Source organism: Mumia spirodelae (genome assembly GCF_050632745.1).
GTDB lineage: Bacteria > Actinomycetota > Actinomycetes > Propionibacteriales > Nocardioidaceae > Mumia.
In genome coordinates, this window is record NZ_JBODSD010000002.1 from 828,113 (window position 1) to 840,635 (window position 12,523).

Annotated in this window: 12 protein-coding genes; 1 reads left to right on the forward strand and 11 read right to left on the reverse strand. The window is 72.6% G+C overall.

The features are described 5' to 3' along the window. Positions 1-27: 27 nt before the first annotated feature. From hemB to ACQSSQ_RS13470, 7 genes are all read right to left on the reverse strand, one after another. Positions 28-1,020 carry a porphobilinogen synthase gene (hemB, locus tag ACQSSQ_RS13440; RefSeq protein WP_431327578.1) on the reverse strand — a complete coding sequence of 331 codons (993 nt, stop codon included), beginning with the start codon at positions 1,018-1,020 and terminating at the stop codon, positions 28-30. Positions 1,021-1,022: 2 nt separating this feature from the next. Beyond that, a complete protein-coding gene (locus ACQSSQ_RS13445) occupies positions 1,023-2,711 on the reverse strand; it encodes a bifunctional uroporphyrinogen-III C-methyltransferase/uroporphyrinogen-III synthase (RefSeq protein ID WP_431327579.1) in 1,689 nt (562 codons plus the stop codon). Between the two features lie 43 nt (positions 2,712-2,754). Further along, complete coding sequence (gene hemC, locus ACQSSQ_RS13450) at positions 2,755-3,678, reverse strand: hydroxymethylbilane synthase (RefSeq protein WP_431327580.1); 924 nt, start codon at positions 3,676-3,678, stop codon at positions 2,755-2,757. Next, positions 3,675-4,991: a glutamyl-tRNA reductase gene (locus ACQSSQ_RS13455; protein ID WP_431327581.1), complete on the reverse strand. Its 1,317-nt coding sequence runs from the start codon at positions 4,989-4,991 to the stop codon at positions 3,675-3,677. Before ACQSSQ_RS13455 ends, hemC begins: the two co-directional genes overlap by 4 nt. Next, on the reverse strand, positions 4,988-5,710 hold the full coding sequence (locus ACQSSQ_RS13460; protein ID WP_431327582.1) for a redox-sensing transcriptional repressor Rex: 723 nt from the start codon (positions 5,708-5,710) through the stop codon (positions 4,988-4,990). The genes ACQSSQ_RS13455 and ACQSSQ_RS13460 overlap by 4 nt, the downstream gene beginning before the upstream one ends. A gap of 170 nt (positions 5,711-5,880) precedes the next feature. Next, positions 5,881-6,138, reverse strand: coding sequence for a glutaredoxin family protein (locus ACQSSQ_RS13465; protein ID WP_431327583.1), 258 nt, complete (start codon positions 6,136-6,138; stop codon positions 5,881-5,883). Continuing rightward, complete coding sequence (locus tag ACQSSQ_RS13470) at positions 6,128-7,684, reverse strand: AMP-binding protein (protein ID WP_431327584.1); 1,557 nt, start codon at positions 7,682-7,684, stop codon at positions 6,128-6,130. The genes ACQSSQ_RS13465 and ACQSSQ_RS13470 overlap by 11 nt, the downstream gene beginning before the upstream one ends. A 62-nt stretch (positions 7,685-7,746) precedes the next feature. On the opposite strand from ACQSSQ_RS13470, the gene ACQSSQ_RS13475 reads away from it, so the two are divergent. Then, the gene (locus ACQSSQ_RS13475) at positions 7,747-8,622 is read left to right on the forward strand and encodes an HAD family hydrolase (protein WP_431327585.1); all 876 of its coding nucleotides are present in this window, start codon (positions 7,747-7,749) and stop codon (positions 8,620-8,622) included. A 33-nt stretch (positions 8,623-8,655) separates the two neighbouring features. Here the strand turns inward: ACQSSQ_RS13475 and ACQSSQ_RS13480 are convergent, their stop codons facing one another. From ACQSSQ_RS13480 to ACQSSQ_RS13495, 4 genes are all read right to left on the reverse strand, one after another. Next, positions 8,656-10,062, reverse strand: a complete 1,407-nt coding sequence (locus ACQSSQ_RS13480) for a lysophospholipid acyltransferase family protein (RefSeq protein ID WP_431327586.1) — start codon at positions 10,060-10,062, stop codon at positions 8,656-8,658. Further along, entirely contained in the window at positions 10,055-11,038 is a 984-nt protein-coding gene (locus tag ACQSSQ_RS13485; RefSeq protein ID WP_431327587.1) for an NAD-dependent epimerase/dehydratase family protein, read from the reverse strand. The genes ACQSSQ_RS13480 and ACQSSQ_RS13485 overlap by 8 nt, the downstream gene beginning before the upstream one ends. 16 nt (positions 11,039-11,054) lie before the next feature. Continuing rightward, on the reverse strand, positions 11,055-11,156 hold the full coding sequence (locus ACQSSQ_RS13490; protein WP_431327588.1) for a 30S ribosomal protein bS22: 102 nt from the start codon (positions 11,154-11,156) through the stop codon (positions 11,055-11,057). A 133-nt stretch (positions 11,157-11,289) separates the two neighbouring features. Continuing rightward, positions 11,290-12,480, reverse strand: a complete 1,191-nt coding sequence (locus ACQSSQ_RS13495) for an acetoin utilization protein AcuC (protein ID WP_431327589.1) — start codon at positions 12,478-12,480, stop codon at positions 11,290-11,292. Positions 12,481-12,523: the final 43 nt, after the last annotated feature.

The following is a 12,523-nucleotide window of genomic DNA, read 5'->3' on the forward strand; positions in this document are numbered from 1 at the left end:
CGCGAGCCTAGCGGCTGCGGAACCTGCTCAGCGCGCGAGGCGCGCGGCGTACTCGCTGGCCCAGTACGTCAGGACGATGTCGGCCCCCGCGCGACGGATGGAGAGCAGGGTCTCGGCGATCGCGGCGTCGCGGTCGATCCAGCCCTTCGCCGCGGCGGCCTCGACCATCGCGTACTCGCCGGAGATGTTGTACGCCGCTACCGGCACGTCCACCGCAGCGCGGACCGACGCGACCACGTCGAGGAAGCCCATCGCGGGCTTGACCATGACCATGTCCGCGCCCTCGGCGACGTCCAGCGCGACCTCGCGCAACGCCTCGCGGCCGTTCGCAGGGTCCTGCTGGTACGTCCGCCGGTCGCCCTGCAGCGTGGAGGCGACGGCCTCGCGGAACGGGCCGTAGAAGGCGGACGCGTACTTCGCGGCGTAGGCGAGCACGCCGGTGTCGGTGAACCCCTCGGCGTCCAGCGCACGCCGGATCACGCCGACCTGGCCGTCCATCATCCCGCTCGGGCCGAGGAGGTGCGCGCCGGCTCGCGCCTGGGCCAGCCCCATCTCGGCGTAGATCTCGAGGGTCGCGTCGTTGTCGACCCGGCCGTCGGCGTTGAGGACGCCACAGTGACCGTGGTCGGTGAACTCGTCGAGGCAGAGGTCCGACATCACCACGATCGCGTCGCCGACCTCGGCACGGGCATCGCGGATCGCGACGTTGAGGATCCCGTCCTCGGCCAGCGCGCCCGAGCCGGTGGCGTCCTTGCGCTCGGGGACACCGAACAGCATGACGCCGCCGAGCCCGAGCTCCGCGGCCTCCGCGACCGCCTTGCGCGCCGAGTCGCGCGTGTGCTGGACGACGCCCGGCATGCTCGAGATCTCCCGGGGCTCCGAGAGACCCTCGGCGACGAACATCGGCAGCACCAGCTGGCGCGGCTCGACCGACGTCTCCGACACCATCCGGCGCATCGCCGGGGTGGTCCGGAGACGTCGCGGCCTGACGTCGGGGAACGAACCGTCGCTGCGGGTCATCGTCAGCTCCTGCGGCGCGAGCCCTTGGTGCGCTGCGACGGCTTCGTGACCGGGTCGCCGGCGTCCACCATCGCCTGACGGCGCTTCGCGCCGAAGTCGGCGAGCGCGTCCGCGAGGACCTCGGCCGACGGGGTCGGCGCGACCACGTCGACGCGCAGGCCGTGCTCCTCCGCGGTCTGCGCGGTGGCGGGGCCGATGCACGCGATGATCGTCGTCGCGTGCGGCTTGCCGGCGATGCCCACCAGGTTGCGGACCGTCGAGCTCGACGTGAAGACGACGGCGTCGAACTTGCCGGTCTTGATCGCCTCGCGGGTCGGCGCCGGCGGCGGCGCCGCGCGCACGGTGCGGTAGGCGGTCACGTCGTCGACCTCCCAGCCGAGGTCGATCAGCCCGGCGACCAGCTGCTCGGTCGCGATGTCGGCGCGCGGGAGGAAGACGCGGTTGATCGGGTCGAGCAGCTCGTCGAACGGCGGCCAGTCCTCCAGCAGGCCGCGGGCGGACTGCTCGCCGCTCGGGACGAGGTCGGGGCGGATGCCCCAGGCGGCGATCGCCTCAGCGGTCTTCTCGCCGACCGCGGCGACCTTCAGGCCGGAGAACGCGCGGGCGTCGAGGCCGTACTCGTCGAACTTCTCGCGCACGGCCTTCACCGCGTTCACGCTGGTGAACGCCACCCACTCGTAGCGGCCCTCGACGAGGCCACGGACGGCCTTGTCCATCTGCTGCGGGTTGCGGGGCGGCTCGACGGAGATCGTGGGGACCTCCTCGGACACGGCGCCGTAGCCGCGGAGCCGGTTCGCGAGGGTGGCGGCCTGCTCCTTGGTGCGGGGCACCAGCACGCGCCAGCCGAACAGCGGCTTGGTCTCGAACCACGACAGCGTCTCGCGGAGGTCGACGACGTCGCCGACGACCGTCACCGCGGGCGGGGCCATCTTGGCGGCCTTGGCGTCGGCGGCGATCTTCTCCAGCGTGGAGACGATCGTGGACTGCTCGGTCGTCGTGCCGACGCGGGTCATCGCGACCGGCGTCTCCGGGGACCGGCCGGCCTCGATGAGGCCGTTGGCGACGTCCTTGATGGTGTTGACCGCGCTCAGCAGCACGACCGTCTGGTCACCGGCGTACGGCGCCCAGTCGATCTTGGTCTCGCCCATCCGGATCACCGAGACCTCGCGGTGCGTCCGGTTCGTCAGCGGCACGCCGGCGTACGCCGGGACGGCCGACGCCGACGAGACGCCGGGGACGATCTCGAAGGAGATGTTGGCCTTGTCGCACGCCTGGGCCTCCTCGGGCCCGGTCGCGAAGGTGAAGGGGTCGCCGACCAGGAGGCGGACGACGTTCTTGCCGCCCTTGGCGTGCTTGACGACCAGCCGGCCGCGGGCCGACGGGGTCAGGACACCGCCGTCCTCGCCGTGGCCGCCGTCGACCACCTCGGCGCCCTCGGGCGCGAGCGCGGCCTGGTCGGCCGACTCGGTGATGACGACGTCGGCGGCGTCCAGCAGCTCCTTGGCGCGGAGCGTGAGCAGGCTGGCATCACCCGGACCGGCGCCGACGAAGCTCACGTGCCCGACTGGGCGCTTGGCGGCGCTCGGCACGGTCTCGTCGGAGGCCGCGTCGGCGACCGCGGCGGGGGCGGCCTTCTCCGGCTCGGTCGCCTTGGTCTTGCGGGTGGCGGTGGTGGTGCTCACGGTTCTCATTCCTCGTCTGCCTCTGGGTTGACTGGCCCACGGGGGTCGGTGGTCATGGGGTGGCGGCCCGCATCAGCGAGTCGGCGCCCTCGGCGAGCATCTCGGCAGCGAGACGCTCACCGATCCCGACCGGGTCCTGCACGGATCCGGTCGAGGACAGTCGGATGGACGGTGCGCCGGAGGGGTCTCCGGCAAAGGCACGCAGCCACAGCTGGGGGGTGCCGTCGTCGTCGACGACCTCGGCCCACGCCCCCACGGGGGCCGAGCAACCCGCCTCGAGCGAGGCGAGCAGGCTGCGTTCTGCGGTGACGGCGGCGCGGGTCGCGTCGTCGTCGAGTCGGGCGAGCAGACCGGCGACCTCGTGGTCGTCGGCGCGGCACTCGCACGCCAGGGCACCCTGGCCGGGTGCGGGAAGGACCTGGAGCGGGTCGAGCAGCTCCGTCGCCTCTTCGATCCTGCCGAGTCGACGCAAACCGGCGGCGGCGAGGACGACGGCGTCCAGCTCGCCGGAGCGGACCTTGCCGATCCGCGTGTCGACGTTGCCGCGCAGGCCGACGACCTCGATGCCGAGCCCGAGCGCGTTGATCTGGGCCGCACGGCGCGGCGACCCGGTCCCGACCCGGGAGCCCGGAGGAAGCTCGCCGAGCGTCATCCCGTCGCGGGCGACGACGGCGTCCCGCGGGTCGACGCGCGGCGGGACGGCCGCCAGGGCGATCCCCTCCGCGGGTGTCGTCGGGATGTCCTTGAGCGAGTGGACGGCGATGTCGACCTCGCCGGCGAGCAGCGCGTCGCGCAGCGCGGACACGAAGACGCCGGTGCCGCCGAGCTCGGCGAGCGGGCGCGAGGTGCGGTCGCCCTCGGTCGAGACGGTCACGAGCTCGGTCTCGATCCCGGTCAGCTCGCTGAGCCGCTCGGCGACCTGGGCCGACTGCGTGGTCGCGAGCGCACTCGCACGGGTGCCGACACGAAGCGTCATGCCGGTCCACCTCCCTGGGTACGTGACGGGTCCACGGTGCTGACCGCCTCGATCGCCGCCGGGTCCAGCGCGAACAGGTCGGCGAGCGCGTTGGCGTACGTCAGCGCGTCCGGACGGCCGGCCATCTCCTTGATGCGGACCGTGGGCTGGTGCAGGAGCTTGTCCGCGACGCGGCGCACCGTCTGGCGGAGCTCCTCGACGACCTGCGGGTCGACGTCACGGACACGTCCCTCGAGCCGCTCCAGCTCGGCCTCGACGACAGCGGTGGCCATCGAGCGCAGCGCGACGACGGTCGGGGTCACCTTGGCGGCGTGGCGGGCGGAGAGGAAGGCGGACACCTCGCCGGAGACGATGCGGCGCACCGCCTCGACGTCGGCGGCGCCCTTCTCGTCGGCGAGCTGCTCCTGCAGCTCACCGAGGCCGAGCATCATCACACCCGGCAGGTCGGCGACCTCCTCGTCGATGTCGCGCGGCAGCGCCAGGTCGATGAGGACGTACGGGGTGGTCCGGCCCGCGGTCGCGTCGCGGACCTGGTCCACGCCGATCACGGAGCCCGTCGCTCCGGTGCACGAGACGACGAGGTCGGCCTCCGCGAGAGCGGCGTCGAGCGCGGACCACGGGACGGCGGTGCCGTCGACCGTCGTGGCGAGCCGCTGCGCGCTGGCGTGCGTCCGGTTGGCGACCGTCACGCTCGCGACACCGCGGCGCGCCGCCGTCGTCGCCGCGAGCGCTGCCATCGCGCCGGCCCCGACCACGAGGACCCGCATGTCCTCGAGACGATGGCCGGCCTTGGCGACGAGCTCGAGCGACGCCGCGACGAGCGACGGTCCGGCCCGGTCGATGTCGGTCTCGGCGTGGCCGCGCTTGGCGATGCGCAGGGCCTGCTGGAAGAGGACGTTGAGCGCCGGGCCGACGGTCGCGTCGTCCTGGCCGCGCTGGAGCGCGGTCCTGACCTGACCGAGGATCTGGCTCTCGCCCACGACCATCGAGTCCAGCCCGGACGCGACGGAGAACAGGTGCGCGACCGCGGCGTCGTCGTAGTGGACGTAGATGTGCCGGAGCAGGTCGTTGCGCGTCACGCCCGAGTGCTCGACGAGCAGGTCCGAGATGTCCTCGACCGAGCCGTGGAACCGCTCCGCCTCCACGTAGATCTCGACGCGGTTGCAGGTCGAGACGACGAGCGACTCGGTGACGTGCTGGGCCTCGAGGGCCTGCTGGGCGACCTTGACCACCGAGTCGCCGTCCAGGGCGACGCGCTCGAGGACGGAGACCGGGGCGCTGCGGTGGGAGACGCCGACGACCAGGACGCTCATGCCTCGACCTCCTGGCTCGGCTCCTCGCTGGGCACACTTTCGCGCTCCGCGCTGGGCACCCGCTTGCGCTGCTCGTGGTAGGCCAGGATCTGCAGCTCGATCGACAGGTCCACCTTGCGCACGTCGACGCCGTCGGGGACGACGAGGACGGCGGGCGCGAAGTTCAGGATGCTCGTGACGCCGACGGCCACGAGCTGGTCCGCGACCTCTTGGGCTGCCTCGCCCGGGGTCGCGATGACGCCGATGGAGCAACCGTGCTCGGCGACCACGTCGGCGAGGTCGTCGATGTGCGCGATCGCGAGCTCGCCGTGCACCTCGCCGACCCGCGAGCGGTCGCCGTCGACGAGGGCGACGATGCGGAACCCGCGGGACCGGAAGCCGCCGTAGTTGGACAGCGCCTGGCCCAGGTTGCCGATGCCGACGATGACGACGGTCCAGTCCTGGTTGACGCCGATCTCACGGGCGATCTGGTAGCGGAGGTACTCCACGTCGTAGCCCACACCACGGGTGCCATAGGATCCCAGGTACGACAGGTCCTTGCGGAGCTTCGCGGAGTTGACGCCCGCGGCGGTCGCGAGCTGCTCGGACGACACCGTCCGCAGGCCGGACTCACCGAGAGCGGTCAGCGCACGCAGATACACCGGGAGCCGCGCCACCGTCGCCTCGGGGATCCCCGACGAGACGGGGCGGCCGTTGGCCTGCGCTCGCAGCTGGTTCACATCGCTCCTGGCACCGCGGTACGGATTCCGGATGTTGCCGGCGGGTTAACGCCGGTGAACACCGGCGGATCCACTGTAAGAGCTTGTGAACGTGAGAACAAAATCGAGCGGCGCCCCGCGAGGGTGACTCGGGTCACCCCCCGCCGTACCGCCCCGACCGTCCTGCGAGGTCAGCGCGCCAGGGCCGCTTGGAGGCGCGCCGCGTCGACCCGCCAGAAGTCGTGCTGACGGCCGTCGACGAAGGTCACGGGGATCTGCTCGCCGTAGGAGCGCATCAGGTCCTCGTCACCGCTGATGTCGACCTCGCGCCACGTCTCGCCGGCGTCGGCGCACACCTGCGCGACCACCGCGACCGCGTCCTCGCACAGGTGGCAGCCGGGCTTCGCGTAGACGACCACCCGAGCCGTCTCCGTCGGGTCAGCGCTCATCCTGCAGTCCCAGAACCCCTCGTCTCGCCTCAGCCGCCCGCAGGCGGCTCTTGGAGATCTCGCCCGTCGTCGTGTGCGGGAGCGACTCCGTCACCACGATCTCACGCGGCACCTTGAAGCGGGCCAGGCGCCCTCGGGTGAACTCGCGCAGGCCCTCGGCGAACGTCTCCTCGTCGCCGACCGGGCGGGAGGGGACGACGTACGCACGCACCGCCTCGCCGGTCTCGCGGTCCTCCACCCCGACGACGGCGACCTCGGCGACACCCGGGGCGTCCCCGAGCGCCTCCTCGACCTCGCGCGGGAAGACGTTGAAGCCGGAGACGATCACCAGCTCGCGGAGCCGGTCGACCAGCGTGAGGTCTCCGTCGGCGTCCAGGATGCCGACGTCGCCGGTCGCGAACCATCCCGCCTCGTCCGGGCCGCCCGACATGTCCGGCCAGAACCCGGTCAGCAGGTTCGGTCCGCGCAGCCAGATCTCGCCGGGGTCGCCGAGCTCGGCGTCGGCGCCGTCCTTGTCGACCAGGCGGAGCTCGAGGCCCTGGAGGGGCGACCCCACCGACCACGGCTTGTCGTCGGGTCGCCCGAGCGTCGTCGTGACGACCGGCGCGGCCTCGGTGAGACCGTAGCCCTGCTGGAGCGGGTGCCCCGAGGTGACGCCGAACTCCTCGACGAGGTCGGCCTCGATCGGTGCGGCTCCGCTGAGCACGACGCGCACACCGGCGAGCGCCGCCTGGACGCCGGGGCGGCCGCTCCACGCCGCGACCACGGGCGGGGCCACAGGGACGACCGTGACGCCGTGGCGGACGATCGCCTCCAGCGTCCGCTCGGGGTCGAAGCGGTCGAGAAGCACGGTCGTCGCGCCCTGCCGCACCGCCTGACCGAGCACCGCGTTGAGCGCGAAGACGTGGAACAGCGGCAACATCACGACGACCACGTCGTCGCCGCGGACCGCTGCCGGCTCGACCGCGGCGACCTGGTCGAGGTTGGTCAGCAGGGCTCGGTGGCTCAGCGCGACGATGCGCTGCTCGGTCGACGTGCCGGACGTCGACATCAGGAGCGCGATGGTCTCCGGGTCCGGCGGGAACGGCGGGAGGCCCCGCGGTCCCGGACGGACCTGGAGGAGGTCCGCGAACGGCCTGACGCTGGGGTCCGGGTCGCTCTCCCCCGCCACCACGGTCGGCAGCCCGGCGCGGGCGAACACCGAGGCCCAGTCGGGGTCGCACACCACGAGGCGTACGCCGGTGGTCGCGCACAGCGCCGTCGCCTCGTCCTGCGGTGCCCGCGGGTTGACCGGGACGACGACGAGCCCCAGGCGCAGCGCGGCGAAGTAGGTGACGGGCAGCTCGACGCGGTTCGTCAGGACGAGGGCGACCCGCTGCCCGGCCACGAGACCTTGGGCGGAGATCCAGGCGGCGACCCGGGAGACCTGGTCGTCGAGCGCCCCCCACGTGAGAGAGCGACCCTGGCCGTAGCCCTCGACGAGCGCCGTGCCGTCCGGATCCTGCTCCGCCTGCTGCCGGACGAGCTCCGCGACGTTCACCGTCATGGCGTCGAGTCTCGCACAGCACGAGGTCCGTGCGCCGGTGGCCTGATCGGTAGGCTCGTGCCGTGGACGCGAACGGGTACCGACGACCGCGCAACCTCCGAGCCCGCTCGATGCTCGCCGGCGAGGCCTCCGCGGCCGCCGCCGAGGTCGAGTCGAGCTTCGCCGTGCCGCCCGACCCCACAGCGGCGGCGTTCTTCGACGTGGACAACACGATCATGCAGGGCGCGTCCCTGTTCCACCTCGCGCGCGGCCTCTACAAGCGCAAGTTCTTCACCACCCGCGAGATCGCCGGTGCCGCGTGGAAGCAGGCCTACTTCCGCTTCGCCGGGGTCGAGGACCCCGAGCACGTGGAGTCGGCGCGTGCCTCGGCGCTCGCGTTCATCGCCGGCCACGCGGTCAGCGAGCTCGAGCTGGTCGGCAACGAGATCTTCGACGAGACGATGGCGAGTCGCATCTGGCCCGGCACGCGGGCGATCGCACAGCGCCACCTCGACGAAGGCCAGCGGGTGTGGCTGGTGACGGCGGCGCCGGTCGAGATCGCCCGCATCATCGCGCGGCGCCTCGGGCTGACGGGCGCGCTCGGCACGGTCGCGGAGTCCGTCGACGGCGTCTACACCGGCCGTCTCGTCGGCGACATGCTGCACGGTCCCGCCAAGGCGGACGCGGTGCTGGCGCTGGCTCGCGAGGAGGGTCTCGACCTCGAGCGCTGCTCGGCCTACTCCGACTCCTTCAACGACCTGCCGATGCTGTCGCTGGTCGGGCACCCGTGCGCCGTCAACCCCGACTCGCACCTGCGCTACCACGCCCGCAAGCACGGCTGGGCGATCGTCGACTACCGCACGGGCCGCAAGGCGGCGAAGGCCGGCCTGATGGGGGCCGCGGTCGCCGGCGCGGTCACCGGGGCTGCGCTGGGAGCTGCCCGCGCACGTCGTCGCTGACCTCGCGAGCCACCTTCTGCGGCGGCTCTCTCGCTAGACGAAAGGGTGGCCGCGGTCCACGAGCAGCGCGTACAGCGTCTGCTGGATCGTCTCCCGCACCTGGTCGGTGACGTTGAAGACGAGCATGGGGTCGTCGGCCGCCTCGACGGGGTACGCGTCGGTGCGCACCGGCTCCCCGAACTCGACGATCCACTTGCTGGGCAGCGGGATCATCCCCAGCGGGCCGAGCCAGGGGAAGAACGGCGTGATCGGCACGTACGGGATGCCGAGCAGCCGGGCCAGCGACGGGACGTTGCCGACCAGCGGATAGATCTCCTCGGCACCGACGATCGAGACCGGGACGATCGGCACCCCGGCCCGCATCGCCGCCGACACGAACCCGCCGCGGCCGAAGCGCTGGAGCTTGTAGCGCTCGCTGTACGGCTTGCCGATGCCCTTGAAGCCCTCCGGCCAGACACCGACGATGTGCCCCTCGGCAAGGAGCCGCTCCGCGTCCTCGTTGCACGCGAGCGTCGCCCCCATCTTGCGCGCGAGCTCCCCGATGAAGGGCAGCTCGAACACGAGGTCGGCGCCGAGCAGCCGGAGCGCACGACCCGCGTGGTCGTTGACGATCAGCGTGGTCATGGCGGCGTCGACGGGGATGGTGCCCGAGTGGTTCGCGACGACGAGGGCGCCACCGTCGGACGGGATGTGCTCGGCGCCGCGCACCTCGATCCGGAACCACTTCTCGGCCAGCGGACGCAGCGCCGCCATCCCGATCGCGTGGAGCTGCGGGTCCAGCCCGAACTCGTCGATCTCGTAGTCCCCGGTGATCCGACGGCGTACCAGGGCGAGGAGCTCGGCGGCCTTCGCCTCCCAGTCCTCGCCGAGAACGGTCCGAGCACCGTGGGTCAGCGCGGAGATCCAGTCGGCGAGCGGGATCCCCTGAGGGGACGAACCGTCGTCGGAGGCCTCCGGGTCGTCGTTCACGATCAGCGAGAACGCCGGCCGCTCGTGCGGCTCGTCGACCGGAGCGTCGGTCGGCTCCTCGGACGCGGGTGCCTGCGCCGCCTCGGACTCGCCGGTCGCCCCGACGAGCTCGGACGGGTCCACCTCCGCCTCGACCGAGCCGGGCGTCACCGTGATGACCTCGACCGGGTTGCCGATCGTCGGCACGTCGATCTTCGGGGCGATCTGGACCGCGGGCGCCTCGGGCTCCGGCGGGACGGGCGTCGCGGTCTCGGGAGGAACCGCCGCTGCCTTCTTGGCCGCGGCCTTCTTCGCGGGTGCGGCCTTCTTCACGGGCGCCTTCTTCGCGGGCGCGGCCTTCTTCGCCGCCGCCTTCTTCGCCGGGGTCCCCGCGAGCGAGCGCGCCGCCGACGACGGCGTCGCGCTCCCGGTGCCCCGGCCCGGTCGCCCTCGGGTCCCGATCGGCGACTCCTCGTGCGGCGCGTCAGCCACGCGTGCCTCCCAGCGCGGACAGCAGACCGGGCTCGGCGGCCTCGGCGAACGAGTCGAGGGTCTGCGGGGTCGAGTACAGCACCTCGTACCCCAGCTCCCGCTCGAGCTTGGACCCGTCGCACACCCGGCCGTGCATGAACAGCCGCGTGAGCTCAGGGGTGAAGTCGGAGCTCATCAGCCGCACCATCCGCTGGGTGACGCCGTTGAACCCGAGCGACGGCAGCCGCAGCATCGGGCGCCCGAGCCGGCGTGCGGCCTGGCTGAGCGTGACCACGTGCGGGCCGACGACGTTGTACGTGCCCGTGACGTCGCCGGTCGCGGCGAGCGCGAGCACGTTGAGCGCGTCGTACGGGTGGAGGAACTGCAGCCTCGGGTCGTAGCCGAGGATCGCCGGCAGGACCGGCAGCTTGAGGTACTCGCTGAACGGCGTCAGCACGTCGGCCGCGAGCACGTTGCCGAGCCGGAACGTCGCGATGGCGACGTCGGGCCGGCGCCGCCCGAAGCCACGGACGTACGCCTCGACGTCGACCGCGTCCTTCGGGAAGCCGCTCGTCGTGCCCGCCCGGGCCGGCGTCTGCTCGGTGAACATCGCCGGGTTGCGGGCGGACGTGCCGTACACGGCGGTGGACGACTGGACGACGAGCCGCTCCACCGTCCGCGAGTTCTGGCACGCGGCGAGGAGCTGCATCGTGCCGATGACGTTGATCTCCTTGACCGCGCTGCGCGAGCCGAGCTGGCGCTGCGGCGCGGCGACGTTCATGTGCACCACCGTGTCGACGTCCTCGACCGCGAGGACCTTGCCGACGACGGGCGTACGGATGTCGGCGCGCACGTACTTGATGCCGTGCATGTCACCGGTCGGCGGCTGGACGTCGAGCCCGACCACCTTGTCCACGCCCGGCGTGACCGCGAGGCGACGCGCGAGCCTCGAACCGAGGTCGCGCGCTACGCCGGTCACCAGGACGACGCGGCCCATCTGGTGGCTCGTGCGGCTACTTGCCGAGACGACGACGCTGGACGCGCGTGCGCTTGAGGAGCTTGCGGTGCTTCTTCTTCGACATGCGCTTGCGGCGCTTCTTGATGACAGAACCCACGGTTCACCTTCTCTGCTTCACACAGTCTGTGACAAGTGGCGGCCCCGGACGTGGGACGACCCCCGCCAAGCGTACGGGCTGGGCGGGCGTCGACGTGAACCGACCCGGAATCCGGCCCCGACCGAGGAGCCGCTCAGGGCATCGGGTCGAGGCCGTACAGCGGGAAGAGCGCGTTGCGCGTGGCGAGGATCTGCCGGTCCAGCCAGCTGGCCGGGTCGTAGCCCTCGCGCCAGTCGCGGTACGACGGGGAGCGCCCGTCGGTCATCCGCAGCGGGGCCGAGCCACCGCTCTTCAGTGCCGAGACGTGCTCGCGCCAGTGCGCGGGCGTCGGGGTCTCGGGGTCGATCGGGTGCCCGGCGACGATGGCCATCAGGTGCGCCCACGCCCGGGGGACCACGTCGAGGACCGCGTAGCCGCCACCGCCGTACGCCACCCAACGACCGCCGCAGACCTCCTGCGCGAGGTCGCGGAGCGCGAGGTACGACGCGCGTTGGCCGTCGACGCTCAGCATGAGGTTGGTCAGCGGGTCGTCCATGTGGGAGTCGCAGCCCTGCTGGGTGACGAGCACGTCGGGCTTGAACTCGCGGACCAGCTGCGGGACGACCGCGTGGTAGGCCCGCAGCCAGCCGGCGTCGGAGGTCCCCGGGGGCAGGGCGACGTTGACGGCGCTGCCGACCCCGTCGCCGGTGCCGATCTCGGAGGCGAGGCCGGTGCCGGGGAAGAGCGTCTGGGGCGTCTCGTGCAGCGAGATGGTGAGGACCCGCGGGTCGTCGTAGAACACCTGCTGGACGCCGTCGCCGTGGTGCGCGTCGACGTCGACGTAGGCGACGCGCTGCGCGCCCTGGTCGAGCAGCCAGCGGATCGCGACCGCGACGTCGTTGTAGATGCAGAAGCCGCTCGCGCGGTCGGGCATCGCGTGGTGCAGGCCGCCGCAGACGTTGACCGCGTGGAGGCTCTCCCCCGTCCACACCCGTCGCGCGGCCTCGACGGAGGCCCCGACGATCAGCGAGCTCGCCGCGTGCATGTCGGCGAAGGTCGGGTTGTCCTCGGTGCCGAGCCCGGCCGCCAGGTTGGGGACCGACGGGTCCGCGCTGACCGCGCGCACGGCCTCGATGTAGGCGGGCGTGTGCACGGTCGCGAGCAGGTCGTCGTCGGCGGGAGCGGCCGGCACCCGGAGCAGGTCCGTGCCGACCACCCCGAGCTCGCCGGCGAGCTCCATCGCGAGGTCGACGCGGATCGGCGCCATCGGGTGCGAGGGACCGAAGTCGTACCCGGTCAGCCGGTCGTCGCAGACGACGCTCGCGGGAGTCGGTCCGTGATCCATGCCACCCAGCGTAGCCCGAGGGTGATGCGCGTCTCGTGCCTGC

Bases quoted from the DNA above. Each gene is read 5' to 3' on its own strand.
- hemB (WP_431327578.1), bottom strand. From the start codon at position 1,020: ATGACCCGCAGCGACGGTTCGTTCCCCGACGTCAGGCCGCGACGTCTC.
- ACQSSQ_RS13445 (WP_431327579.1), bottom strand. From the start codon at position 2,711: ATGAGAACCGTGAGCACCACCACCGCCACCCGCAAGACCAAGGCGACC.
- hemC (WP_431327580.1), bottom strand. From the start codon at position 3,678: ATGACGCTTCGTGTCGGCACCCGTGCGAGTGCGCTCGCGACCACGCAG.
- ACQSSQ_RS13455 (WP_431327581.1), bottom strand. From the start codon at position 4,991: ATGAGCGTCCTGGTCGTCGGCGTCTCCCACCGCAGCGCCCCGGTCTCC.
- ACQSSQ_RS13465 (WP_431327583.1), bottom strand. From the start codon at position 6,138: ATGAGCGCTGACCCGACGGAGACGGCTCGGGTGGTCGTCTACGCGAAG.
- ACQSSQ_RS13470 (WP_431327584.1), bottom strand. From the start codon at position 7,684: ATGACGGTGAACGTCGCGGAGCTCGTCCGGCAGCAGGCGGAGCAGGAT.
- ACQSSQ_RS13485 (WP_431327587.1), bottom strand. From the start codon at position 11,038: ATGGGCCGCGTCGTCCTGGTGACCGGCGTAGCGCGCGACCTCGGTTCG.
- ACQSSQ_RS13495 (WP_431327589.1), bottom strand. From the start codon at position 12,480: ATGGATCACGGACCGACTCCCGCGAGCGTCGTCTGCGACGACCGGCTG.